The sequence below is a fragment of the Winogradskyella sp. R77965 genome (assembly GCF_044594915.1).
GTDB lineage: Bacteria > Bacteroidota > Bacteroidia > Flavobacteriales > Flavobacteriaceae > Winogradskyella.
This window is the reverse complement of sequence record NZ_CP138990.1, coordinates 2,657,180-2,683,130: the sequence shown is the minus strand read 5'-3', so window position 1 is coordinate 2,683,130 and position 25,951 is coordinate 2,657,180. Positions and strand designations below refer to the sequence as shown.

Sequence of the window (25,951 nt, the reverse complement as noted above, 5' to 3'; positions counted from 1 at the left end):
CCCTAAATATAGCAATAATCACGCCAACTAGGCATCAGGATTTTTAGAACGAATATTTTTATAAAGTTTAAATCCGAGCATAATTAGAATTCCAAGTACCACTATACCAATAACACCAAAAATCCAATTGATAGAGTTCTTTAATATTACTAAAAAGACGACAGCAAATAAGATAAATGTTGCTCCCTCATTCCAAATACGCATAAAATTTGAAGTGACTTTGACCTCATCCTTTTGAAGTTGTTTGTAGTATATATGCGTTTTGTAATGGTAGATAAACAGAAGTAATACGAATGCTAATTTAACATGCATCCAACCTTGTTGAAACCAACTTGGTAATAAAATCATTAACCAAACCGCAAAAATAGTTGCCAGAATTGCAGATGGCCAAGTAATAATAAACCATAAGCGTTTTGTCATCAATTTTAGTTGCTTTCCTAGTATCTCTTTTTCTGGTGATGGCTTGTGAAAAGCCTCTATTTGGTATACAAATAATCGAGGGATGTAAAATAAACCTGCAAACCAAGTGATGACAAAGATTAGGTGAAGTGATTTTATGTAGTTGTAGTATTCCATTTAATCCTCAACAAATAAATAATTTAACTGCTTCGCATTAAATGCAGTATTAAATGCCTTAACCTCATCATTCAAAATAGTATTAAAAGCTGTTAATTGCTTTTCAATTTTGGCGGTTAGCTCATTCTTTACTGCAATATCTTGTTCTGTTGGTGGAAAATCTCCCATACTTACTAAAGAATTTAAATGCCCTAATTTATTAGTCAACTTAATCGGAAAGTTCAATGGGTCTTGTCCGCTCCTATTTTTAGTCTGATAGAGTTCTTTTTCGATATTAGAGAGTTGCTCTTCTAAAGCTTTTGCTTTTTCTACCAATTCCTTTACATTATCATCTGTTGCATATTGTTTTTGAAATGCTCCTAATTGTTTATTAACTGCCCTAATTTTCTTTATAGATTTGTGCGCATCATCCATTGTTTTATTCACATCTTTCACGAAATCGAATTGCTTTTGCATATCAGCTAAAGTACTTTCGGCTCTTGGATCTGCAACAATAGTAAATTGTTGTGATTGCTCATCACCATTAACATTTAAACTTACTTTGTACTGACCAGGAATTGCTCTTGGTCCTTGCAAACTCGCCCACCAAAGAATCATTCCTTTTAACCGTTCTGCACCATCATAAGTCATATTCCAAACAAATTGATTTGTTCCTTTTTTAACTTTCAATTTATTTTTCTTGTCTTTATTAGAATAGGTTTTAATAGAATCCCCTTTGGAGTCAAAATAAGTTAAAGATACTTTATCATCGTCTTTTAAATCTTTCAGGTTGAAATAGGTTATCACACCATTTGGATGATTAGTTCCTGAAGTTTTACTTCCAGCTCTACTTCCACCACGCATTCTGTAGGTATCTTTTGGTTTAAATAATACATTTTTACTCAAATCAGTATCGTACAATTGGTGTATAACAGTTAAATCATCAATCATCCAAACACTTCTTCCTTGTGTAGCTACAATTAAGTTATTGTCTTTAATTGTTAAATCGGTGATTGGTACAATTGGTAAATTCAACTGAAAAGGCTTCCAATCTTTACCATCATTAAACGAAATATACATACCTGTTTCTGTACCAGCATATAACAAACCTTTTCGTTTTGGATCTTCTCTAACTACTCTTGTAAAATGCTCTTCGTTAATACCATTTGTGATTTTTGTCCAACTCTTTCCATAGTTAGTTGTTTTATATAAATAAGGTGCAAAATCACCTGTCTTATATTTAGTCCCAGCGACATAACATGTACCTTCATCAAATGCACTTGGCTCAATGCTATTAATCATCATCCATTCTGGCATACCTTTAGGCGTAACATCTGTCCAAGTCTTTCCACCATCTTGAGTTACGTTTATTAAACCATCATCACTTCCAACCCAAAGCAAGCCTTCTTTTAATGGCGATTCTTGTGCTGCAAAAATGGTACAGTAATATTCCACTGATGTATTATCTTGAGTAATTGGTCCACCTGAAGATTTTAGTTTTTCAGGGTCATTTCGTGTTAAATCTGGACTAATAATATCCCAAGATTGTCCTTCATTTTCTGTCACATGAACATGCTGTGAAAAGGTGTACAATCGGTCGGGATTATGCTTTGAGAATATAATCGGGAAATTCCATTGAAAACGATACTTCATACCTTCCGCTCCATGTCCCATTGGATTATCTGGCCAAACATTTATGGCTCTAACAGTTCCTGTTTTATGATTCACACGTGTTAAAAAGCCATCATAACTACCGCCGTAAACAATATCATTATCTTCTGGATCCACAGCAATATGAGCTGACTCACCACCTGCTGTACTTTCCCAATCATCTTCAGTGATCGCTCTACTATCTGTACGATGCGGAATTCTAATCGTAGAATTATCTTGTTGCGCTACATAAATACGATACGGAAATGCATTATCCGTTGTCACTCTGTAAAATTGTGATGTTGGTTGGTTGTGGTAGGTGCTCCACGTTTCTCCACCATCGTAAGTGACTTGAGCTCCACCATCATCACCAATAATCATGCGTTTCGGATCTTCTGGTGCTATCCACAAATCATGATGGTCGCCGTGTGGTGCATTGTATGTATTGAAGGTTTTTCCTCCATCTGTACTTTTGTGGTAACGCACATTCAACACGTAAACCGTATTTACATCTTCAGTGTCTGCATAAAGTCTTGTGTAATACCATGCGCGCTGACGCAATTTACGTTCACTATTTACCTGATTCCATGTTTCTCCACCATCTTCACTTCGGTATAATCCACCTTTATCTTTATTTTCAATTATTGCCCAAACACGTTGACTATTTAAAGGTGACACAGTAACTCCAATAATACCCAAAGTACCTTCTGGAAATCCTTTTTTAGTTGAGATTTCGATCCATGTTTCACCACTGTCCGTACTTTTCCAAAGTGCAGAACCTTCGCCACCACTACTTAAACTATATGGTGTACGTTGAATTCTCCATGTCGAAGCATATAGAACCCTTGGATTGATTGGATCCCTAATTAAATCTACCACACCAGCATGTGCATTGGCAAACAACGTTTTTCTCCATGTTTTTCCACCATCTGTACTTTTATAAACTCCGCGCTCTTGAGTTGGTTTATAAATATTTCCTAAAACTCCAGCATAAACAATATTGTGATTTGTTGGGTGAACAGCAATTCTAGGGACGTGTCTAGAATTCTTCAACCCTGAAGACGTCCATGTTTTCCCAGCGTCTACACTTTTCCAAATGCCATAACCCGAAGATACATTTCCTCTTACTGTTTTTTCTCCACCTCCAACATACATTACATTAGGATCACTTTTAGAAACGGAAATGGAACCTATACTTCCACCAAAAAAGCCATCAGAAATGTTTTCCCATTGTCGACCTCCATTGGTTGTTTTCCAAATACCACCACCTGTTGAACCAAAATAATATAAGTTTGGTTGGTTTGGTACTCCTGTAACGGCAGCACTTCGTCCACCTCTAAAGGGTCCTAAAAGACGATACTCTAAAGCATCATAATCTGATTCTTGAAAGTTTTGAGATTGAAGATTTAAGCTTAAAAAGGAAAGTAAAATTCCTGCAAAGAGGGTTGGAAATCGCATGATAATTAGAGTTGTTAGTTTAGAATTCTAAATTTACGGATTAAATATTATTTTTAAATTGGAAAAACAAATTGTTTTTTGATACATTTTTTATAATTTTCTATAACTCAATATTAATTTATATTTAAACGTATTAAATGAAACTAATTTCTGCACTTCTGTTTTCGATATTTACCGTCTTGTTTATTAATGCTCAAGACAATACTTCCTTTAAATCATTGATGATAGAGGCATGGGAGTTGCATACTCAAAAACACTATGACTCTGCAGTAGGTAAATATACCGAAGCTTTCAAAATATATCAAAAGCCTAAAATTTCTTATGGCGTAAAACCCGAATATAAATCATTAGCTAAAAAATTAAAAGGCATTTTTAATGACGACCAGAACATTCGTAATAAGTATGTGAAAAAGAACTATCCTATCGGTTCTAAAAAACGAGATAAATTGGTAGAAGAGATGCAACGCATAGACTCTATAAATGTTGTAAAAATAGAAGCTATCATTAATAAACATGGATGGTTAGGTCCTGATTCTGTAGGTTATATGGGAAATAAAGCTTTTTTTTACGTTATACAGCATGCTAATATAGACACTCAAATCTCTTATTTTCCAATTATCTTAGATGCTTTATACAAAGGCTATGTAGAACCTTATCAAATGGCATATCTAATAGATCGTATTTCATTAAGAGAAAAACGTTTACTAATTTTTGGAAGCGAGGTAAGGCAAGATGCAGATACCCAAGATTATTATGTTGCACCAACTCATGCTATTGATAGCCTTGATGCAAGACGAGCTCTGGTTGGTTTGAAACCTATGAAAATTTATTTAAAAAAATATAATACCACATGGGATGTTGAGGCTTATAAAGCCAATTTAGCTGAACTTATGAAGAAACTGGAGTATTAAAATGCTTTCGTATTTAAATTTGTCTTTACTTCTCTATGTAAAAAATAAGCAGTTACAATAGTTGCCAATACATCTGATATCGGAAACGCCATCCATACGCCTAAAGCACCATAATACTTTGGGAGAATAAATATTAAAGGAATAAAGAATAAACCTTGTCTTAGCAGTGTTAATAATAATGCAGGAATTGCTTTTCCTATCGCCTGAAAATATGCTGCACCAATCAACTGAATTCCAATTATCGGAGTTGCAGCAAAAACCCAACGCATCGCAGGAGGAGTTTCCTTTAGTACATCTGTATCTTGTGTAAAAAGTTTTGTAATTGCGTCTGGGAAAATCATTAAGAATATAAAAATAATAGCACAAAGTAGAATCCCATATTTTACAGCTGTTATAATGGATTCTCGGACACGTTTATATTTTTCTGCTCCATAGTTAAAGCCTGCAATTGGCAAAAATCCTTGGGTGATTCCATATACAGGAAACAAGGCAAACATTAACATCCGTCCAACAATAGCATAAGCTGTGACTGATGTTTCACCACCTAAATCGAATAAGATATTGTTCATCAATAAATAAGTAACACTCACGATAGCTTGTCTGGCTAAAGTGACAAATCCTAAAGAGCCTATTTCTTTGACAATAGGAAGGTCTAATCCAAAATGTTTAACATTGATTTTTAATTCTGAATTCTTTGATAGAAAAAACCATAAAATAAACAAAAAACACAGAATGTAAGACCCTGTAGTTGCCCATGCAGCACCAGCCATGCCAAAATCAAATGCTTTAATAAAAAGCAAGTCTAAAAGCAAGTTTCCTACAGATGGAAACATCATCGCATACATCGCAAATTTTGGCTTGCCTTCTGCTCTAATTACTGTATTTCCCATCATACAAAGCGCCAAAATTGGCACTCCATATAGTACAATTCTATAATACGTTTTTGCAAGCTCATAAATAGAGCCTTTACCACCAAAAGCAGGTACTATATCGTTGATATAAAGTAATCCAAAAACCACAAAAATTATGGTTACCAAAATGGTAAGTGTAATCTGATTACCAAAAGTTTTACAGGCCTTAATCTGATTGTCGGCACCTAAAGCTCTAGAAATAATTGATGAACCACCAATACCAATCGCCATACCTAAAGCGGCAATAAAAAATGAAACAGGCAGAACAACATTTATTGCTGCGATTGCAGTTGGCCCAATCCAATTACCCACAAAAATAGTATCCACTAAAATATTTAGGGACATCACCAAAATACCAATTGAAGCTGGTACAGCTTGCTTAATCAGTAATTTACCAATGGGTTGATGTCCTAAATCTTGTGAAGATACCTTAGCCATTAAACGGCTAGAGTTTCTTTAGTTGCCCATTCTTCTATAATATTACTAAGCACTTGAGCGAAATCCTCACGCTCATTTAAACAAGGAATGACTGTAAATTCTTTACCACCAACTTCATGGAAAATTTCTTCACCTTCCATAGCTATTTCTTCCAACGTCTCTAAACAATCGCTTACAAAAGCTGGTGTTACAATGGCCATTTTTTTAGTACCTTCTTTTCCCATTCGCTCAATGGTTCTGTCTGTATAAGGCTTTAACCATGGATCAAAACCAAGTCTAGATTGGAAGGTTGTTGAGTATGTCCCATTTTTTAAGCCTAATTTTTTAGCCACATTCACTGTAGTAATTTCACATTGGTGACGGTAACAAAACTCGTGTTGCTTACTACCCATTTTAAAACAGCATTTCCCGTTCATTTTGCAGTTTCCGTTAGTGACATCACTTTTACGAATATGTCGTTCTGGAACACCATGGTAACTAAAGAGAATATGTTCATAATCCAAACCATCAAGCTTTTCAGCAATACTTTTGGAAAGTACATTGATGTAATCCTCACGACTATAAAAAGCGGGTGTTCTGGAAATTTTTATTTGTGGAAAATGTTCCGCAACTAGTTCATCAATCTTTACATCAATAGTTTCGGTAGTTGCCATAGCGAATTGAGGATAAAGCGGAATAGTCTTTATCTCGGTACAGCCTTTATCTACCAATTCCTGCAATCCTTTTTTTAGCGTCATACTGCCATAACGCATAGCTAAAGCAACAGGATAATCTACTTTTTCTTGTACTTTTTCTTGAAGTCTTTCAGACAATACGATTAATGGTGAGCCTTCTTCCCACCAAATTTTCTGATAAGCTTTAGCTGAAGCTTTTGGTCTTGTATTTAAAATAATACCTTTTACTAAAAGCGTTCTTGCCCAAAGTGGTACATCAATAACACGTTCGTCCATTAAAAATTCACCCAAATACTTTTTCACATCCTTTGGGTTTGGACTATCTGGAGACCCTAAATTGACAAGTAAAATTCCTTTTGACATAATTTTCTTTTTCAAATGCAAAAATACAACACTATCTGCAATGGTAAACAATTCTCTTAATTGCTTTTGCTTATAACAGTATCAACAAAAAATTTTTGTGTTTAATATTGTTAAAGATTTAATATAAAACGTCTATAATATCAGTTTTTTAACGAGTTTTATTGATTCAATATGGCTGTTTCGAAGATTTAAATATCTTTACAGGCCTTGATTTAAATTAAATTATGAAAAAAATTCTTTTTGCCCTTTTCATTACATTTTCAATAACGTGTTTTTCACAACAAAAATACCAGAGTTTACTTTGGGAAATTTCAGGTAATGGTCTTGAAAAAAAATCATATCTCTACGGTACTATGCATGTTAGCAAAAAAGTAGCATTCCGTTTAGATGATGTATTCTACAAAGCTCTGAACGAAAGCGATTGTGTTGCTTTAGAGTCTGATCCCACAACATGGCCAGGTTTTAATTATGATATGATGATTGGTGAAATGGCATATTATAACAACTATAGAAGTGAGTTTTACACTAATCTTTTTAAGTTAACTCATCCTGAGGAAATGGCGATTAGAGGATCGGTAAGGATGGATAATAATGCCGTGAATGCTTACTTATATAGAAAAAGTAATGCCTCAGATAATTTTGAAGAAGAAACCTATCTCGATATGTTTATCTTCCAAGCAGGAAAGAAAAATAATAAAGAAATTTATGGGCTTGAAGATTTAGCAGAATCTCGTTATTTAACTACTAAAGCGGCTTATAATGCTGACAAAAAAGATTTAGACCCTTGGTTACAAAAACTATTTGCTAAGGAAAATCCATATCTCATTCAAGAAAACTTATATCGCGATAGAAACCTAGATTTATTAGATTCTATCGGAGCTGGTGTTAACACCAAGTTTTACAGAGAGAACATGCTTTTTATTCGTAATGAAAACATGGTGATTTCTTTAGAAGAACTAATGCCAAACAGATCTGTTTTTGCTGGTGTTGGTGCTGCACATCTACCTGGAGAAAAAGGTATGATTAATATGCTCCGTCAAAGAGGTTATACAGTTAAAGCTTTGACTTCTGATCAGACAGATTATAGCAAAACAGAAAAAATAAAACTAGATAGCCTTTTTGTTGCACCTACACTTAAAATGAATACAACACCTGATGGGTTTTTAGGCATAAATACTTATGATGAGCTTAGAGAGTTTTCTTATGGAGGACAGAAGTATTACTTGGATCCAGATATGACCAATGGTGCCTATTTAACCGTTAATAGAATCAGTCGTTTTCTGTATTTGCCTAATGAAAAAGAAAATATCACTTTAAAAGAAATTGATGATTTATTATATGAAGATATTCCTGGTGATATTATTAAAAAGGAAGAGTTAACTAAGCCTTATCCCGGCATTAGTATTGTGAATAAAACAAAGAAGGGCGAATTTCAGAAATACCATATTTACCAAACACCATTAGAAATTATCATTATAAAATTTGCTGGTCGTAGTGATTTCGTTTTAAAGCATGAAGACAAAATTTTTAGTTCTATAACTTTAAAAACCCCATCAAATTCCAATCAATTGTTCGTGTCTCCACACAAAAAATTTGAAGTTAATTTTCCTGAATATTACGTCACTAGTAATATGGCTAATAGTGGTAAAAAGCTTTTGGAAGGTTATAAAGACGATGCTTATTATTTTGTTGAAGAAGCCACACTGCATGACGCTTCGTACATTGAAGAAGATAGTTTTGAAGCCAAATATTTTCATCATGCTTTGTATAAAACCTATAAGTTAAAGGAGGCAAAAGGCGGATTTAAAGCTGGTGATTACAAAACCTATGAGTCACGAGCTGTATTAGATTCAACTTCTGGTAAAAACATACATCTTAAGACTATTGTAAAAGATGGAAGTTATTATCTTCTAGGTTACGTTGGTGATAACGAAAGTGATAAAACAGATTTTTTTAAGTCCTTTAAATTCAACAAAACAGATTACAAGAATTTTGAAAAAGTAATAGATACATCATTGCATTTTTCAGTAAGCACAAATGCCAAACCTCCTATGCCAAATCCTTATGGCAGCTATGGATACAATAATAAGGATGACAAAGATTACGAAGAAAAGACAAAGCAAGCTATTTATTCTACTAGTGCTAATGAGCAAATATCTGTCACAAGAACTAAGTTTCATGACTTACAAATGTTTAGGAATGTAGATAGTCTATGGAAAAACATGGACCAGAAAATTAATTTCTCAACACGTTATTATAAGCCAGATAAGGTATTTAAAATAGCTAATCGTAAAAAATCTAAAACGGAAGATTTCTATTCTTATAGTTTTAGTTACACTGATTCTGCAAGTGCAAAACAGGTTTTAGTAAAAAACATTTTAAAAGAAGGTGTTCTTTTTGAACTTTCCACTTTAATAGATTCTATAGCTGGCCCTTCAACTTTTGTTACCGAGTTCTACGACTCATTTACACCAAAAGATACACTTCTTGGTCAAAGTGTTTTTAAAGATAAAACCAAACAGTTTTTTGAAGCCCTTAGAGCTAATGATAGTGTCGTACTGGGATCTTATAATCTTATCAAATTTAATAAACATAACAGTAAGGATATTGTATCAGTTCTTAAGGATTTTGAATTTGAAAAGGAGCGTTTAGATATTAAGTACCATCTTGTAGAGCAACTAATTGAAATCGATTTAAAGAATAATTTACCTTTTATAACCCAATTGTATAACGATAGTTATTCAGACCCTCAAACCCAAACGGCTATTTTAGAAGGCTTGTTAGACTCTAACAAGAAAGATTCTTACAATTTAGCTTTAGACCTGATGGAACGCGATTTACCATTAAACGGTGTTGGTAGTATTTTTTATAATTATTTCGGAAAAGATTCTTTACAATTAAAGGCTTCATTATTTCCTAAAATATTACAATACAGTACTATACAAGAATATAAGCAACCACTCTATGATCTATTAGTTAGAGTAAAAGATAGTGGTCATATTAAATTAAAGACCTATTCTAAATACAAAAATCAATTAATCAATGATGGTAAAATTGAGGTAAAGCGAAATTTAGGAAATTCTAATTATGGGTATAACTCGTATTCTAATGATTTATCAACTTATGTGAAGTTACTTTTTCCATATAGAAAAGAACGCTCTACTCAAGATTTCTTTGAGAAGTTACTTAATGTAGATGATACCTCAGCACTTGTAAACTACTATGTGTTATTGACTAAAAACAAAGAATCAATTCCTGAAAAACTGAAAGAAAAGATTCTTGATGATGAAGAGAACCAGCACTTATTACTAGAGAAATTGGATAAAGAAAAGCTACTAAGCAAAATAAAATCCTTAAATATAGATCAGCAGCAATTTGCTAAATCCAAGCTCTTATCTAATGCTAGTTTTGAAAAAGAAAAAGACTCGCTTACGTTCCTTCTAAAACGAGATTTTGTAACAGATAAAGGCAAAAATGCTGTGATATATTTCTTTAAGATTGATAAAGAAGATGAGTATTCTGGCAAGTCTGAAATGCTCCATTATATCTCATTTATTAAGCCAAAAGACCCAAAACAATTAGTGGTTAAATATTATGATAGATCTGAGAACTATGGTACAGAAGTGGATAAAACCAAGGAACTAGAAGAGCAATACACTGAGATTATCAACTTAGCGATTTATAAAGATCGAAAACGTGTTACTCCTAGTGGTCGTGGTAGTTCTTATGATTATTAATATTTAGTAACTAATTAATAAAACCAATATTTAAAGAACATTTTCACCGAATGACTTTGATATGCTAAAAAATTGAAGCAAATTCAAAAATCGACAAATCATTTCAACCAGAATACAAAGCCTCTAAAGAAATCAATGAAATAATTAAATTAGTTGAAAAGCTATCTCAATCAGATTTTGAAAAGATCAAGGAACTAATTATCAAAGTAAATGAAACTGAGCATTATAATGGTTCACATTGGTATGATTATAAAATTCTTCTGAACGCTATATTGCTAAGAGATGGATTTGAATCAGATATTATCTAAAAAAGCAATATCTATTATTAACTCGAAGCAACTATATACTTCTTAGGCGTTGTTCCAAACTTCTTTTTAAAAGCTGCTATAAAATGACTAGAGGTACTGTAGCCCACTTTTAGACCAACTTCATTAACGTTATGGTCACCAGATTCTAAAAGCTTACGTGCAGTTTCCATTTTATAATCAAATAGAAAACTATAAACTGTATCACCATAAATTTGCTTAAAGCCTTCTTTTAATTTTTTAAGGCTTAAGTCTATTTCATCTGCCAATTCCTGCAACGTTGGTGGCTCAGACATATTGGCAATAATGATGTCTTTCGCTTTTTTTAATTTAGCTACATTGACCTCATCAACCAAAAACGGACACTGCTCAATATCTGCATCCTCACTTCTGTTAAAAAATAAACTCAATAACTCGTAAGCCTTTCCTTTAAAGTATAATGGCTTTATAGAATTATTTAAACTAAAATTTATCACCTGATTTAAAACCACGGCCATTGAAGGAGAAATCTTTCCATCTTTATAATACTTCTTGTCTCTATTATCGTCTGTTAAAAAAGTAACGTAACTCGCATCATCAGAAAATAAACCATGAAATTTCTTTATAGATATCACCAAAGAAACCAACCAGGAATGCGGTTGCATTTCTAAATGAATTGGTAAATCGCGTTGCGGATTGTAGAGTAATAGAGATGTATCCTCATTAATATTTAGGGTATAAGTGCCTTGATTAAACACAAAAGCAGACGAACCTTTAGTACAAAAATGAAACTGAATAAAACTACTATCAATCTCACGTTCAAGAATTTCAACAGTGTCATTTTCATTCTTATTGGTCAACACAAAAAAGCCATCTTCAATAAAAGTTTCATCAAAAGTACCTGTAGCGACACTTTTAAACGTTGTTTTTTCCATTTTCATTTCGCACTTATTTAGATTGGTTCTAAACAAAAGCTTAAAAAGCCCTTGCATTCACTACAAAAATATGATAAAAATCATGTTTTATTAAAAAACAATCTTAAAAAACCAGAAACGATACTTTAAGTTCTTCTAGCGTTGTTTTTTTTTGAATAACAAAATTACATTTGTGCTGTTACTTTCCAAAGTCAGGTAAACGAGTAAAGCAACACATGCCAAATAGAAGTAAATATTTTTATGCCATAGGTCTTAGCTATAAAAAAGCTGATGCCGAAGTGCGTGGTCATTTTAGTTTAAGCGATGCTGCAAAACAAAATGTTTTAGAGCAAGCTAAACAAAGTGGTATTGAAAGTATTCTGTTAATTTCTACTTGTAACCGAACAGAACTTTATGGTTTCGCTGAGCATCCTTACCAATTGATTCATTTATTGTGTGAAAACACAAAAGGAACAGTCGAAGAATTTCAAAACGTAGCCTACGTTCACAAAAATAAAGAGGCTATAAATCACATGTTCAGAGTGGGTTCTGGTTTAGATAGTCAGATTCTTGGAGATTTTGAAATTATAAGTCAGCTTAAGTTCGCCGCAAGAGCTTCAAAGAAAGCGAATCTAATGAATTCGTTCACAGAACGCTTAGTAAATGCTGTAATACAAGCCAGTAAACGTATTAAAACTGAAACCGAATTATCATCTGGTGCAACATCTGTGTCTTTTGCTTCTGTTCAGTACATTATGAATAACGTTGAGAACATCTCAGATAAAAATATTCTACTATTCGGAACTGGCAAAATAGGTCGAAATACTTGTGAGAATTTAGTGAAACACACTAAAAACCCTCATATTACTCTAATTAACAGAACTAAAGATAAAGCTGAAGAAGTTGCAGGTAAATTTAATCTTGTGGTAAAGGACTATGAAAATTTACAAGATGAGATCAACACTTCAGATATTTTAATAGTAGCTACAGGAGCGCAAAATCCAACGGTTTATAAATCTTTGATTTCTACTGACAAGCCTTTATTGGTTTTAGATTTATCAATTCCAAAAAATGTAAACGAAGATATTAGAGAGCATTCTAATATTACTTTAGTGCATTTAGATGATTTGGCAAAGATTACGGATGACACCTTAGAAAAGCGAAAGGCATATATTCCTGATGCTGAAGCTATAATCTCGGAGATTATGGCCGAATTTAACGCTTGGTTAGATACTTTAAAGTTTGTACCTACAATACAAGCTATAAAGCATAAATTGACAGACTTCAAAAATTCTGAATTTAATACACAACGTAAAAAATTATCTGATTTTAATGAAGATCAGGCCGAATTGATTACTAATAATTTGATTCAGAAAATTACCAATCAGTTTGCACATCATTTAAGAGCAGATACACAGACTTCTGATGAGAGTATAGAACTCATCAAAAAAATATTTCAGTTAGAAACTACCGACAATGTCTAAAATCATTCGCATTGGCACACGCGACAGCCAGCTCGCTATGTGGCAAGCAAAAACTGTTCAATCTCAACTTGAACATTTAGGTCATAAAACGGTCTTGGTTCCGATAAAATCAACTGGAGATATTGTCCTCGACAAGCCTTTATACGAATTAGGTATTACAGGGATTTTTACAAAGACTTTAGATATTGCAATGCTTAATGAAGATATCGATATTGCAGTCCATTCTCTTAAAGACGTACCTACGATTTTACCGAAAGGTATTGTACAAGCAGCCGTTTTAAAACGAGGGAATATTAATGACACATTGGTTTATAAAACAAATGAAGAATTTCTATCGGCCAGAGATGCGGTCATTGCTACAGGCAGTTTAAGGCGTCGTGCACAATGGCTAAACCGTTACCCAACGCATACTGTTGTTGGACTTAGAGGAAACGTTAACTCTAGACTCGAAAAGCTTGACACTAACGAAAACTGGAATGCAGCTATATTCGCTGGTGCTGGTTTAGGTCGATTAGGAATTACTCCTGAAAATTCTATTAATCTGCATTGGATGATTCCAGCACCTGCACAAGGAGCAATTATGATTACCGCTTTAGAAGCTGATGAAGAGACAAGAGCAATATGTGCAGAAATTAATGATGAAGTCACTGAAATTTGTACGTCAATAGAGCGTGAATTTCTAAATCGTCTCGAAGGTGGCTGTACAGCACCAATCGGAGCTATTTGTTATATTAATAAAGAGGAAGAAGTCAACTTTAAAGGTATTCTTCTTAGCAAAGATGGCACAAAGAAAATCGAAGTATCTAAAGTGGTGCCATTAGATAAGCGCGAAGGTTTAGCCGAATTCTGCGCTGATTATATTATTGGAAAAGGTGGTAAAACACTAATCGACGAATTGGGACGTGGAGATAAAATCACTAATATCTACTCTACTAAGAAACTAACGGATGATCAAGCCATGTTGTTTCATAATGATGTCGTTTCTGAAAGTAATGATGCCATAAAAATTAGTTTGAATAGACTTTCTAAAAGTTTAGTTAGAAATGAAATTCAGAATGTTATCATTACCAGCAAAAATGCAGTTGAAGCGCTATTAACTAACTTTTCTGCACCAGAATTACAATTCAAAAATATCTACTGTGTTGGTAGACGTACAAAACGCATGGTAGAAAAACGCATTGGTAAAGTAAAACATACCGAAGCTAACGCTAAGAAGTTGGCTGAATATTTAGTTGAATATATTGAAGGAACTGAAGTGACTTATTTCTGTAGTGATTTAAGACTAGATGATTTACCTAATATCTTAACGGAAAATAAAATTACTGTAAACGAAGTTGAAGCTTACCAAACTAAATTTGATGCAGATAAAGTAGAAGGTAACTTAGATGGTATTATGTTTTATAGTCCTTCAACTGTTGAAAGCTTCTTGAAACAAAATAAAGCTAATGGTATTGCCTTTTGTATTGGAGAAACCACCGCTAAAGCTGCAAAGCAGTATTTTGAAGATGTACGTATTGCAAAAGTACCAACTGTAGAGAGTGTAATTGAGTTGGTAAATGAGAATTACATTCCTGCGTAGGCAGGAATCTTATGACTAGAACCTTGAATATTAATCAAATCCTGCCTTCGCAGGAATGACAGACATATGGAGAACAAAAAAAAGAGATACCTGCTTCCGCCGGTATTCGCAATGATTTATTTTTAAGAGCATTAAAAGGTGAAACCGTTGACCGTCCGCCTGTTTGGATGATGCGTCAAGCTGGACGATACTTACCCGAGTTTATGGAAATAAAAGCGAAGTATGATTTCTTTACACGTTGCCAAACACCTGAGTTAGCTAGTGAAATTACAGTACAACCGATTCGCCGTTATGGTATGGATGCTGCAATCCTATTTTCAGATATTTTGGTTATTCCACAGGCTATGAATATTGAGGTACAGATGAAACCAAACTTTGGACCTTATTTACCAAATCCTATACGCTCTCAAAAAGACGTCGATAATGTTATTGTTCCAGATGTAAAAGAAGCTTTAAATTACGTTTACGAAGCTATAAAAGCAACAAAAGAAAAGCTTAACAATGAAATTCCGTTAATTGGTTTTGCTGGTTCACCATGGACCATACTTTGTTATTGTGTGCAAGGTCAAGGCTCTAAAAACTTTGATAAAGCCAAAGAGTTTTGTTTTACAAATCCGATTGCTGCACATCAACTATTACAGAAAATTACAGATACAACAATTGCTTATTTAAAAGAAAAAATAAAAGCAGGTTGTAATGCTGTACAAGTTTTTGATTCTTGGGGCGGCATGTTATCTCCAGTAGATTATCAAGAGTTCTCTTGGCAATATATTCAGCAGATTATTAATGCTTTAAAAGACGAAGCGCCAGTAATTGCTTTTGGAAAAGGCTGTTGGTTTGCACTTAACGAAATGTCTAAATCTGGAGCATCTGCACTGGGTATAGATTGGACGTGCTCTGCTCGTAACGCGCGTTATTTAACAGGTGGTAATATTACATTACAAGGTAATTTTGATCCAACACGTTTGTTTTCACCACCTACAGAAATTAAACGTATGGTACATCAGATGATAAATGAATTTGGAAAAGATAAATACATTGTAAATTTAGGCCATGGGATTTTACCAAATATCCCTCTTGATAATGCCAAGGCGTTTATTGATGCTGTTAAGGAATATAAATCTTAAATATTAAGGTTTTTCCGTAACAGATATTAACTTTGTGCGTCTTGTTTAATAGTCAATCAACTATTAATCAAAAAATAAAAAGATGTTTCACAATATATTCAGAGGACTTCAAGTTTACACAGGTGCTTATGGTTTAATTTCTAAGTTGAAATTATGGAAGTACTTTGTTATTCCAATGCTCATAAGTTTTGTTGTATTTATTTTAATTTTTGTCTCTGCTTATGGACTTTCAGACAACTTGGGCGAATGGATTGCAGGAGTTTGGGTATGGGAATGGGGAAAAGCAACTATTACATTCATTTCAACAATAATTGCTGGTATTATAATATTTGCTATTGGGCTTATTCTATACAAACATATTATTATGGCATTGTCATCGCCATTTATGAGTCCGGTTTCAGAAAAAATTGAGGCATATTACACAGGTCAACCTACTCAGAACTATACAAAATCCACGTTTACTAAGCAGTTATTGCGAGGTATACGATTGAGTTTAAGAAACCTATCACAAGAATTACTTTTTACGCTTCCTATTTTATTACTAAAATTTATACCTGTTGTCAATATTTTTTCAACGGCATTGTTATTTTTAGTACAAGCTTATTATGCTGGTTTTGGCAATATGGACTATACACTAGAACGCCATTTTACATATAAAGAAAGTGTCGCTTTTATTAGAAAAAATAGAGGGCTTGCTATAGGTAATGGCATAGGTTTTATGTTGTTATTACTTGTTCCTGTTATTGGTGTTGTACTTGTTTTACCTTTGAGCGTAACCTCCGCATCGGTTATTGCTGTTGATTTGCTTTATGATGATGATGGTACTATTGGGTTTGAACCTTTTGAAAAACTAAACGCTTAACCTATGGTTGCTGAGTTCGATGGCTTTGAGATTAGTCCTATTCATGGAGGTGATGCCTGGAAAATTTGTGATTTATGTGTTGCCAATACAGACCGTTTTAAGCGCTATTTCCCAAAAACGATAGAACAAAATTTAAACCCAACCTTATCTCAATTTTTCGTTGAGAAAAAAGTGAAACAATTTAAAGATAAAGAAGAATTTCTTTTCACGCTAAAGCATTCTGAAACTAGAGAACTTGCCGGACTTATTTATATTAAAGAGCTCGATTGGGATAAAAAGCAAGGCGAATTTGCCTATTGTATTGGTTACACTTTTGAAGGGAAAGGATTAACCTCTAATGCTGTCAACGCACTATCAAAACATGCATTTAATGATTTAGGCTTAGAAACGCTTCAAATAATTTCACATAAAGACAATTTAGGAAGTGTAAAAGTGGCTACAAATAACAATTTTAAGTGGCAAAAAACCTTAATAAATGAGTTTACTCCACCTAGCGAACAGCCTTTAGATATGGAGCTGTACGAATTATACAAATAATATAACGTGAAAGACGAATTTTTCAAATACATTCATCAATTACAAGATACTATAACTTCTAAACTAGAGGAGGTCGATGGTAAAGCTAAATTCCAAGAAGATATTTGGAAACGACCTGAGGGAGGTGGCGGACGAACTCGAGTGATTGAAAACGGAAACGTATTTGAAAAAGGAGGCGTCAATATTTCTGGAGTACACGGAAAATTACCTGATAGTATGCAAAAATACTTTGGTGTTGAAGATGCTGATTTTTTTGCTTGTGGCTTGAGTTTAGTGTTACATCCTAAAAACCCAATGGTACCAACGGTGCACGCAAATTGGCGTTATTTTGAAATGTATGACCAAAAAGGTAACATTGTAGACCAATGGTTTGGTGGTGGACAAGATCTTACTCCGTATTATCTATTTGATGAAGACGCTAAGCACTTTCATCAAGTTTGCAAAACAGCTTGTGATAAGCATAACTCAGAGTTTTATCCTAAATATAAAGCTAGGTGTGATAACTATTTCTACAATACACACAGAAATGAAGCTCGTGGCTTAGGTGGTTTATTCTTTGACTATTGCAAGGCTTCAGAAGATATGAGCATGCAAAACTGGTACGACTTTGTTACCGAAGTTGGTGATAGTTTCCTAGAAGCCTACGTACCAATAGTTGAAAAGCGAAAAGATATACCATACTCTAAAGAGCAGCGTGATTGGCAAGAAATTCGCCGTGGTCGCTATGTAGAGTTTAACCTAGTACATGATAAAGGCACTTTATTTGGATTGAAAACCAATGGACGAATTGAAAGTATTCTTATGAGTTTGCCACCACATGTACAGTGGGTTTATGATCATCATCCTGAGAAAGGAAGTGAAGAAGAACGATTAATTAAAATATTACAAAAACCAATACATTGGGTCTAGAGTGCGAGTGAGCAACTTATAACTTTATACTTATAACTTATAACTTTATTTATGTTTCCAATACGAAGAAATAGAAGACTAAGAACCAACGAAGCGATTAGAAGTTTAGTAAGAGAAACTATAATATCTCCTGATGACTTTTTAGTCCCTCTCTTTATAGTTGAAGGCAAAGGCATTAAAGAAGAAATTGCATCGATGCCTAATTATTATCGCTATAGCTTAGATTTACTTAAAAATGAGGTGAAAAATCTATGGAGTTTAGGTTTAAAATCAGTTCTGCTTTTTGTAAAAGTAGATGACGCACTCAAAGATAATAAAGGTACAGAAGCTTTAAATCCAAACGGTTTAATGCAACGCGCTATTAAAACCGTAAAGGACGTTTGCCCAGATATGTTGGTTATGACAGACGTCGCGCTAGATCCTTTTTCATCATATGGACACGATGGTATTGTAGAAGGAGGGAAAATTATTAACGATGCTACAGTCGAGGTCTTGGCAGAAATGAGTATTTCTCATGCAGAAGCTGGTGCCAACTTTGTAGCACCAAGCGATATGATGGATGGCAGAATTTTGGGTATTAGAGAAGGTTTAGACCAATCTAACTTTATAGATGTTGGTATTATGAGCTATTCTGCGAAATATGCTTCGGCTTTTTATGGCCCTTTTAGAGATGCTTTAGATTCGGCACCAGTAGATATGGTTGATGTACCAAAAGACAAAAAAACCTATCAAATGGATTTTGCTAATAGAGATGAAGCCATAAGGGAAACGGAAATGGACATTAACGAAGGTGCTGATATCGTTATGGTAAAACCTGGTTTGGCATATTTAGATATAGTTCGTGATATTAGGAATAATTTTGATGTACCCATTGCTGTTTATCAGGTTTCTGGTGAATATGCGATGCTAAAAGCTGCTGCTGAAAAAGGCTGGTTAGACCATGATGCCGTAATGTTAGAACAAATTACGTCTATTAAGCGTGCTGGTGCTGATATTATTGCGAGTTATTTTGCTAAAGACGTTGTTAAGCTACTAAAATAAAGACTATAATTTAATCGTTTTTTGTTTATTTTGATTTCGAATGCGTCTTATATTTAAGAATTTGCTTTCAAATCGAAAAAAATGGCTTTATACTCCAAAAACACTACAAACCAATACCAATTTTTCACATAATACCATGCTCTCGCTAATAATCTAGATAAAAAAGTCCTTGATTTACTCATAAAGGGTATTTAATAATCCTAAATCGTTTATAAAACCCTAAAATTGTTTTATCCCAAAGAAATAAAACACCTCATATTGGTGTTGTTTTTATAAAATTTCCTTTAAAATAAGCCATAAAGAGTAAATAGCTAGGTTCATAAAGCTTAAAAATAAGTTTTAAATACAAACTTTTTATATATATTTGATTTTGAATCAATCGTATAATTATATTTCTACTTAATAATCAAAAAAATGGATGATATTGACGAAAAAATCATTGAAATGTTACGTTCTAATGCTAGAGAATCTTTTGCTACTATCGGTAAGTCTGTGGATTTGTCTGCTCCTGCTGTTGGTAAACGTGTAAAACAACTCGAAAAACGTGGTATTATTTTAGGATATTCACTAAGACTCAATCATGAGAAATTAGGGTACACTACTAAAGTTTATATAACTTTAAAAGTACATCAATCAAGTACCATAAGAACTGCTTATAATCAAATAAAAGGATTTAAAGAAGTGCAACGCTGTGATCAAATTACTGGAGACAGTAGCCTTTGCATACTTGCGTTTTTTAAAAGCAATAAAGAATTGGTTAGTATGCTAGAGCGCATTTCGCACTATGGTGTTCCTAATACAAGTATTATTTTAGATTATGTATAATTAGTACTAATTCTAATTAATTTAGCGCTCAGCTTCTTTAATAATATAGTTTTTCTCAATATATCCTAATTTTCCATCTTTAGAAATAGCTTCAACTATCACAGAGACTTCACCTATATGATCGTCATTATAATACTCTAAAGTATATTCTCCTTCAGAAATTAATGTAATATTTGGTGACCAGTGTATTACGCTCCTATTATCTGGTATCACCCAATCTTGGTTTGAAAGTGTTTCGTAATTCGGGGAGTAAAACTCTACGGACTCGGAAAATCCTTGAATATTACTGGTTAAAACACCTTTTGCTCTTGTTGTACCAAAAAGACCACTTTTTGAATATGTATATATATTAATCAAAGCTACTCTTTCTGGGCATGAATTCACAAAACCAAAAACATCTCGGCAATACCTATTCTTGTCTTTAGGTTTTTTTATAATATCAATACTTTCAACTTCTTCTACGGGTAAGTCTTGTATCCTTGGATAATCATCTTTAAACACCGGAATGTTATCTACTAATATATAGGTAAAGTCATAGTTTTTAACTTTTGCCATTAACCACTTTCGGCCAAGTGGTGGGCCAACAGAAATAACCGCTACCTCATCTTTGTACTTGGACAGTAAAACACTAAAAAGTCCATAGTTCCAATCTGGTGCTTTTTCATTTAGTTCTTTGCCCTTTAAAACTACATCTGGCTCACCATGTAAAGCAATAAACTCCTCTCTTGCAGGTGTTAACTTATAGTCCCTGAGTTTTACCTCATCTAAGGCTACTGTATTATACGCCACTTCAAAATCTTGCTGTATCTTATTGTTTGTTTCCTCACGTTCTGTAAAAGAAGATATAATCGCGCTTGGTAAATCAACCATTTGCTCACGTTTAAACTCTATCTTTGGATTCCACTTTTTATCTATGTTAATCCCAAAATCTATAGGTTTCCCCTTTTTATCTACAACCTGCATAAAGAGTTCTGTATTAGATTTATATATATCTTCTACTTCAAAACGATATTTACCACTAGAGTCTATCTCTTGCTTATAAATATCAACTGGTTCTCCATAGACAAACATATTGAGGTCTAAAGGTTTTTTTGGTCGTTTCTTTGGGTTAAAATACTCTCCAATTGTACCAGAAACTACAAGATGTTTTTCTGGTTTAAATGTATAATAGGTATTGGCCGAGATCTTTTGATATTTATAAGTACGCCAACCCTGACTTAGTAATAACGCATCCAAATCAAGGGCACTAACATAGTTTGTACTATCGAAATAATAGGTTGGATTTTCAATGAAGCCTTTAAGTTCTGAGCTAAGCAGTAAATGAGATATTAAACTAGGCTTGTAATTTCTTGAAGCGTCAACTCTTTCCTTGTCAAGTACCAAAACCGATAAACTTGTCCCTTCTGGTGCCTGTAGACTGTCCAACTTTATCTTTAAGCTTGTCTTCTCCCTTTGACTATAGCTATCCCTATCGCTTTTTATATCTAATGTTAAGCGATTGCTTGGTTTGGTGTTAAAAATTAGACGTTCGCTGATAACTCGCTTGTTATCGTCTATAACGCTAATCTTAACAATACCTTCTGGAAGCGATTTTGATGAAATTGATGTTGTGATGGCGTCTTTGTTCTCGAAACTTAAATCATGATATTTTACACCTCGCGATTCCGTTTGTATTCTAATATCACCTTCTGTTTTTTTATTTGAGGCTAATAAAATCCTGATGTCATCTTTTAATCGAACTACAGACAAAACACTACCTGTATTTTTAGCTTTTGGTAAATTATATTTATAAACCACATCATTCATACTAACTTCTGCATAGTAGTTGTTCCCTACTTTTGGTAATAACTTAAAGGTTCCTATACCCAATTTGTTACTATTAAAACTGGTAATGGCATTGCCCTGTCCGTTTTTTATCTGTCCAGATATTTTATAGCCTAAACCTTGGTAATCTATAGCTTTAAAAGCTACTGTGCTTAATAGGTTGTTGACTAGTTTTCCTCCCTCAGGGAAAAATTGAACATCTAGGTAATCTTTGTCTATTACTATGGTTTTGCTGTAACTTTCTAAAGCATCAGCTTCGAATATTTTACCCGAAGCCCCTTTATTAAAACTTAATTTTGTCTGTGTTGTATTTTCTGGTAAGGTGTAATTTAACTTATAGATACCTTCCTTGGTCTTATTAAGTTCAACAGAATCTATGGTATTGCCAGTATCTATATATAATTTTAAGTCCCCTTTGTGTCTCGGATTAATAACTCTTGGATTGATGTCTGCTGTAAGTATCTTATCTTCACCAGTGTTCACAACGACATTTATTATTGGGTTTTTAGGCTTTACTTTTTCATCTAAGTTAAATACATCTATCGATTGGCTAAACATAAAGTCTTCCTGAAAGTTTCGGTTCCAGTTCGTGTAAGCTCTTATTAGATATTTTCCCGTCTTATAGCTTTTTTGTAATTCAAAATTACCACTAGCTGTTCCGCTTTTTAACTTTAATAGTTTTTTCTCTATTATAGCCTCATTAGAATCTATCAGTTCTACGTGCAAAATCTCGCTGACATCTGATAGACTGTTGTCATAAGACTTTGAAACTATGGCTTTAAACCAAATTCTCTCACCTGTTTGATATAAGGTGTTGTCTATCTGAAGGTATATCTTTTCTGCTAAGCTAGACTTGGTCAAAGAGGGCTTTGTAATGTTGTTAACCACTTGGGCGTTTAATGATGTCGCAAAAACACTCAGAAGAAATAGCCGTGAAAAAAAAGTAGTCAGTATCCTCATAACCTCTTAATTTTAATAGGTTTAATGTATCTGTAATTGAGTTTAGAAGATACGAAAATATTTACGAAATAATATTAAATATCATTATTGGTACAATTTTATTCCTATCTCTCAGCTTCTTTAATAGTATAGGTTTTCTCAACATATCCTATTTTACCATCTTTAGAAATAGCTTCGACTATTACTGAGACTTCACCAACATGGTCGTCATTATAATACTCTAAAATATATTCGCCATTAGCATCTAATGTTATATTGGGTGACCAGTGTATTACGCTCCTATTATCTGGTATCACCCAATCTTGATTAGATAATGTTTCATAATTTGGGGTGTAAAATTCTACGGACTCTGAAAATCCCTTTATAGTATTTGTAAGTACACCTTTAAGGTCCGTGTTTTTATTTATTCCATTCTTTGAAAATGTGTATATATGAATATAGCTTAAAACTTTAGGGGCTCGATCACCAGCTGTACCATTTAAAATAAGAGGTCTATACCATACATCGCCAAGATATTGTGAAGGCCTTTTTGCCTTTTTAATTAAATCTATACTTTCTATGTCATTTATAGGAATATTGGCTAAATATCGATAATCTTCAAGGTGAACAGGTTTGCCGTCTAATAAAACTAGCGTCAAATCTGACCCAACAACAGTAGCAATCATTACTTGTCCATATCTACCAACTCGTTCAATCCTAACAAGGTTTGGGTACATTGCTTCTAAAACACTATAAATACCAAATTCTCTTTTTGGTGCTTTTTTTCTTAGCTCCTCACCTTCAATAACGGCAGATGGTTCACCGTTACGCTCGATAGATTCTACTCTTTCAGGTGTTAATTTATAGCCCTTTATATTAACTTCATCTAGAGCTACTGTATTATGAGCTACTTCAAAATCTCGCTGTATCTTATTGTTTGTTTCCTCGCGTTCTGTAAAGGTTGATACAATTTCACTTGGTAACTCAACTGTTCGTTCTTGTTTAAATTCTATCTTTGGATTCCACTTTTTATCTATGTTAATCCCAAAATCTATAGGTTTCCCCTTTTTATCCACTACCTGCATAAAAAGCTCTGTGTTGGGCTTATAGATATCTTCTATTTCAAAACGATATCTGCCACTAGAGTCTATCTCTTGCTTATAAACATCAACTGGTTCTCCATAGACAAACATATTGAGGTCCAAAGGCTTTTTTGGTCGCTTTTTTGGGTTAAAATACTCTCCGATTGTACCAGAAACTACAAGACGTTTTTCTGGTTTATAGGCATAGTAAGTATTAGACGATGTCTTTTGGTATTTATAAGTACGCCAACCCTGACTTAGTAATAATGCATCTAAATCGAGGGCGCTATCATAGTTTGTACTATCAAAATAATAGCTTGGGTTCTCAATGAAGCCCTTTAGCTCTGAACTCAGTAGTAAATGGGATGTTAAATTGGACTTGTAATTTCTTGAAGCATCGACTCTTTCCTTATCGATGACCAAAACCGATAAACTTGTCCCTTCTGGTGCCTGTAGACTGTCCAACTTTATCTTTAAGCTTGTCTTCTCCCTTTGACTATAGCTATCCCTATCGCTTTTTATATCTAATGTTAAGCGATTGCTTGGTTTGGTGTTAAAAATTAGACGTTCGCTGATAACTCGCTTGTTATCGTCTATAACGCTAATCTTAACAATACCTTCTGGAAGCGATTTTGATGAAATTGATGTTGTGATGGCGTCTTTGTTCTCGAAACTTAAATCATGATATTTTACACCTCGCGATTCCGTTTGTATTCTAATATCACCTTCTGTTTTTTTATTTGAGGCTAATAAAATCCTGATGTCATCTTTTAATCGAACTACAGACAAAACACTACCTGTATTTTTAGCTTTTGGTAAATTATATTTATAAACCACATCATTCATACTAACTTCTGCATAGTAGTTGTTCCCTACTTTTGGTAATAACTTAAAGGTTCCTATACCCAATTTGTTACTATTAAAACTGGTAATGGCATTGCCCTGTCCGTTTTTTATCTGTCCAGATATTTTATAGCCTAAACCTTGGTAATCTATAGCTTTAAAAGCTACTGTGCTTAATAGGTTGTTGACTAGTTTTCCTCCCTCAGGGAAAAATTGAACATCTAGGTAATCTTTGTCTATTACTATGGTTTTGCTGTAACTTTCTAAAGCATCAGCTTCGAATATTTTACCCGAAGCCCCTTTATTAAAACTTAATTTTGTCTGTGTTGTATTTTCTGGTAAGGTGTAATTTAACTTATAGATACCTTCCTTGGTCTTATTAAGTTCAACAGAATCTATGGTATTGCCAGTATCTATATATAATTTTAAGTCCCCTTTGTGTCTCGGATTAATAACTCTTGGATTGATGTCTGCTGTAAGTATCTTATCTTCACCAGTGTTCACAACGACATTTATTATTGGGTTTTTAGGCTTTACTTTTTCATCTAAGTTAAATACATCTATCGATTGGCTAAACATAAAGTCTTCCTGAAAGTTTCGGTTCCAGTTCGTGTAAGCTCTTATTAGATATTTTCCCGTCTTATAGCTTTTTTGTAATTCAAAATTACCACTAGCTGTTCCGCTTTTTAACTTTAATAGTTTTTTCTCTATTATAGCCTCATTAGAATCTATCAGTTCTACGTGCAAAATCTCGCTGACATCTGATAGACTGTTGTCATAAGACTTTGAAACTATGGCTTTAAACCAAATTCTCTCACCTGTTTGATATAAGGTGTTGTCTATCTGAAGGTATATCTTTTCTGCTAAGCTAGACTTGGTCAAAGAGGGCTTTGTAATGTTGTTAACCACTTGGGCGTTTAATGATGTCGCAAAAACACTCAGAAGAAATAGCCGTGAAAAAAAAGTAGTCAGTATCCTCATAACCTCTTAATTTTAATAGGTTT

At 33.6% G+C, this 25,951-nt stretch carries 17 protein-coding genes; 10 read left to right on the top strand and 7 right to left on the bottom strand.

Annotation, left to right across the window (positions count from 1 at the left end):
* Positions 1-27: 27 nt before the first annotated feature.
* Entirely contained in the window at positions 28-576 is a 549-nt protein-coding gene (locus SJY34_RS11975; RefSeq protein ID WP_400075953.1) for a CopD family protein, read from the bottom strand.
* Positions 577-3,663, bottom strand: a complete 3,087-nt coding sequence (locus SJY34_RS11970; RefSeq protein WP_400075951.1) for a VPS10 domain-containing protein — start codon at positions 3,661-3,663, stop codon at positions 577-579.
* Between the two features lie 137 nt (positions 3,664-3,800).
* On the opposite strand from SJY34_RS11970, the gene SJY34_RS11965 reads away from it, so the two are divergent.
* Complete coding sequence (locus SJY34_RS11965) at positions 3,801-4,574, top strand: DUF6624 domain-containing protein (RefSeq protein WP_400075949.1); 774 nt, start codon at positions 3,801-3,803, stop codon at positions 4,572-4,574.
* Here the strand turns inward: SJY34_RS11965 and SJY34_RS11960 are convergent.
* Both SJY34_RS11960 and hemH read right to left on the bottom strand, forming a co-directional pair.
* Positions 4,571-5,923, bottom strand: a complete 1,353-nt coding sequence (locus tag SJY34_RS11960; RefSeq protein ID WP_400075947.1) for an MATE family efflux transporter — start codon at positions 5,921-5,923, stop codon at positions 4,571-4,573. The two genes, SJY34_RS11965 and SJY34_RS11960, sit on opposite strands and share 4 nt — an antisense overlap.
* Positions 5,923-6,960: a ferrochelatase gene (hemH, locus tag SJY34_RS11955; protein ID WP_400075945.1), complete on the bottom strand. Its 1,038-nt coding sequence runs from the start codon at positions 6,958-6,960 to the stop codon at positions 5,923-5,925. Before hemH ends, SJY34_RS11960 begins: the two co-directional genes overlap by 1 nt.
* A gap of 224 nt (positions 6,961-7,184) precedes the next feature.
* On the opposite strand from hemH, the gene SJY34_RS11950 reads away from it, so the two are divergent.
* Positions 7,185-10,697, top strand: coding sequence for a TraB/GumN family protein (locus SJY34_RS11950; RefSeq protein WP_400075943.1), 3,513 nt, complete (start codon positions 7,185-7,187; stop codon positions 10,695-10,697).
* Positions 10,698-11,022: 325 nt separating this feature from the next.
* On the opposite strand, the gene SJY34_RS11945 is transcribed toward SJY34_RS11950, so the two are convergent.
* Positions 11,023-11,922 carry a helix-turn-helix transcriptional regulator gene (locus SJY34_RS11945; protein WP_400075941.1) on the bottom strand — a complete coding sequence of 300 codons (900 nt, stop codon included), beginning with the start codon at positions 11,920-11,922 and terminating at the stop codon, positions 11,023-11,025.
* A 209-nt stretch (positions 11,923-12,131) separates the two neighbouring features.
* Between SJY34_RS11945 and hemA the strand changes: the two genes are divergently transcribed.
* The 8 genes from hemA (at position 12,132) to SJY34_RS11905 (ending at position 20,259) form a co-directional block, all read left to right on the top strand.
* Positions 12,132-13,379, top strand: coding sequence for a glutamyl-tRNA reductase (gene hemA / locus SJY34_RS11940; protein ID WP_400075939.1), 1,248 nt, complete (start codon positions 12,132-12,134; stop codon positions 13,377-13,379).
* Positions 13,372-14,958: a hydroxymethylbilane synthase gene (gene hemC / locus SJY34_RS11935; protein ID WP_400075937.1), complete on the top strand. Its 1,587-nt coding sequence runs from the start codon at positions 13,372-13,374 to the stop codon at positions 14,956-14,958. Before hemA ends, hemC begins: the two co-directional genes overlap by 8 nt.
* Positions 14,959-15,062: 104 nt before the next feature.
* Positions 15,063-16,085 carry a uroporphyrinogen decarboxylase gene (hemE, locus tag SJY34_RS11930; RefSeq protein ID WP_400081376.1) on the top strand — a complete coding sequence of 341 codons (1,023 nt, stop codon included), beginning with the start codon at positions 15,063-15,065 and terminating at the stop codon, positions 16,083-16,085.
* 82 nt (positions 16,086-16,167) lie between these two features.
* Complete coding sequence (locus SJY34_RS11925) at positions 16,168-16,947, top strand: EI24 domain-containing protein (RefSeq protein WP_400075935.1); 780 nt, start codon at positions 16,168-16,170, stop codon at positions 16,945-16,947.
* Between the two features lie 3 nt (positions 16,948-16,950).
* Positions 16,951-17,484 carry a GNAT family N-acetyltransferase gene (locus SJY34_RS11920; protein WP_400075933.1) on the top strand — a complete coding sequence of 178 codons (534 nt, stop codon included), beginning with the start codon at positions 16,951-16,953 and terminating at the stop codon, positions 17,482-17,484.
* A 6-nt stretch (positions 17,485-17,490) separates the two neighbouring features.
* A complete protein-coding gene (hemF, locus tag SJY34_RS11915) occupies positions 17,491-18,393 on the top strand; it encodes an oxygen-dependent coproporphyrinogen oxidase (protein ID WP_400075931.1) in 903 nt (300 codons plus the stop codon).
* A 51-nt stretch (positions 18,394-18,444) separates the two neighbouring features.
* Complete coding sequence (hemB, locus tag SJY34_RS11910; RefSeq protein ID WP_400075929.1) at positions 18,445-19,434, top strand: porphobilinogen synthase; 990 nt, start codon at positions 18,445-18,447, stop codon at positions 19,432-19,434.
* Positions 19,435-19,848: 414 nt separating this feature from the next.
* Positions 19,849-20,259 (top strand): Lrp/AsnC family transcriptional regulator, encoded by a 411-nt coding sequence (locus SJY34_RS11905; protein WP_400075927.1) that lies wholly within the window; start codon positions 19,849-19,851, stop codon positions 20,257-20,259.
* Between the two features lie 21 nt (positions 20,260-20,280).
* Here the strand turns inward: SJY34_RS11905 and SJY34_RS11900 are convergent, their stop codons facing one another.
* Positions 20,281-22,944: an MG2 domain-containing protein gene (locus tag SJY34_RS11900; protein ID WP_400075925.1), complete on the bottom strand. Its 2,664-nt coding sequence runs from the start codon at positions 22,942-22,944 to the stop codon at positions 20,281-20,283.
* Between the two features lie 203 nt (positions 22,945-23,147).
* The gene (locus tag SJY34_RS11895) at positions 23,148-25,829 is read right to left on the bottom strand and encodes an MG2 domain-containing protein (protein WP_400075923.1); all 2,682 of its coding nucleotides are present in this window, start codon (positions 25,827-25,829) and stop codon (positions 23,148-23,150) included.
* Between the last annotated feature and the right edge of the window lie 122 nt (positions 25,830-25,951).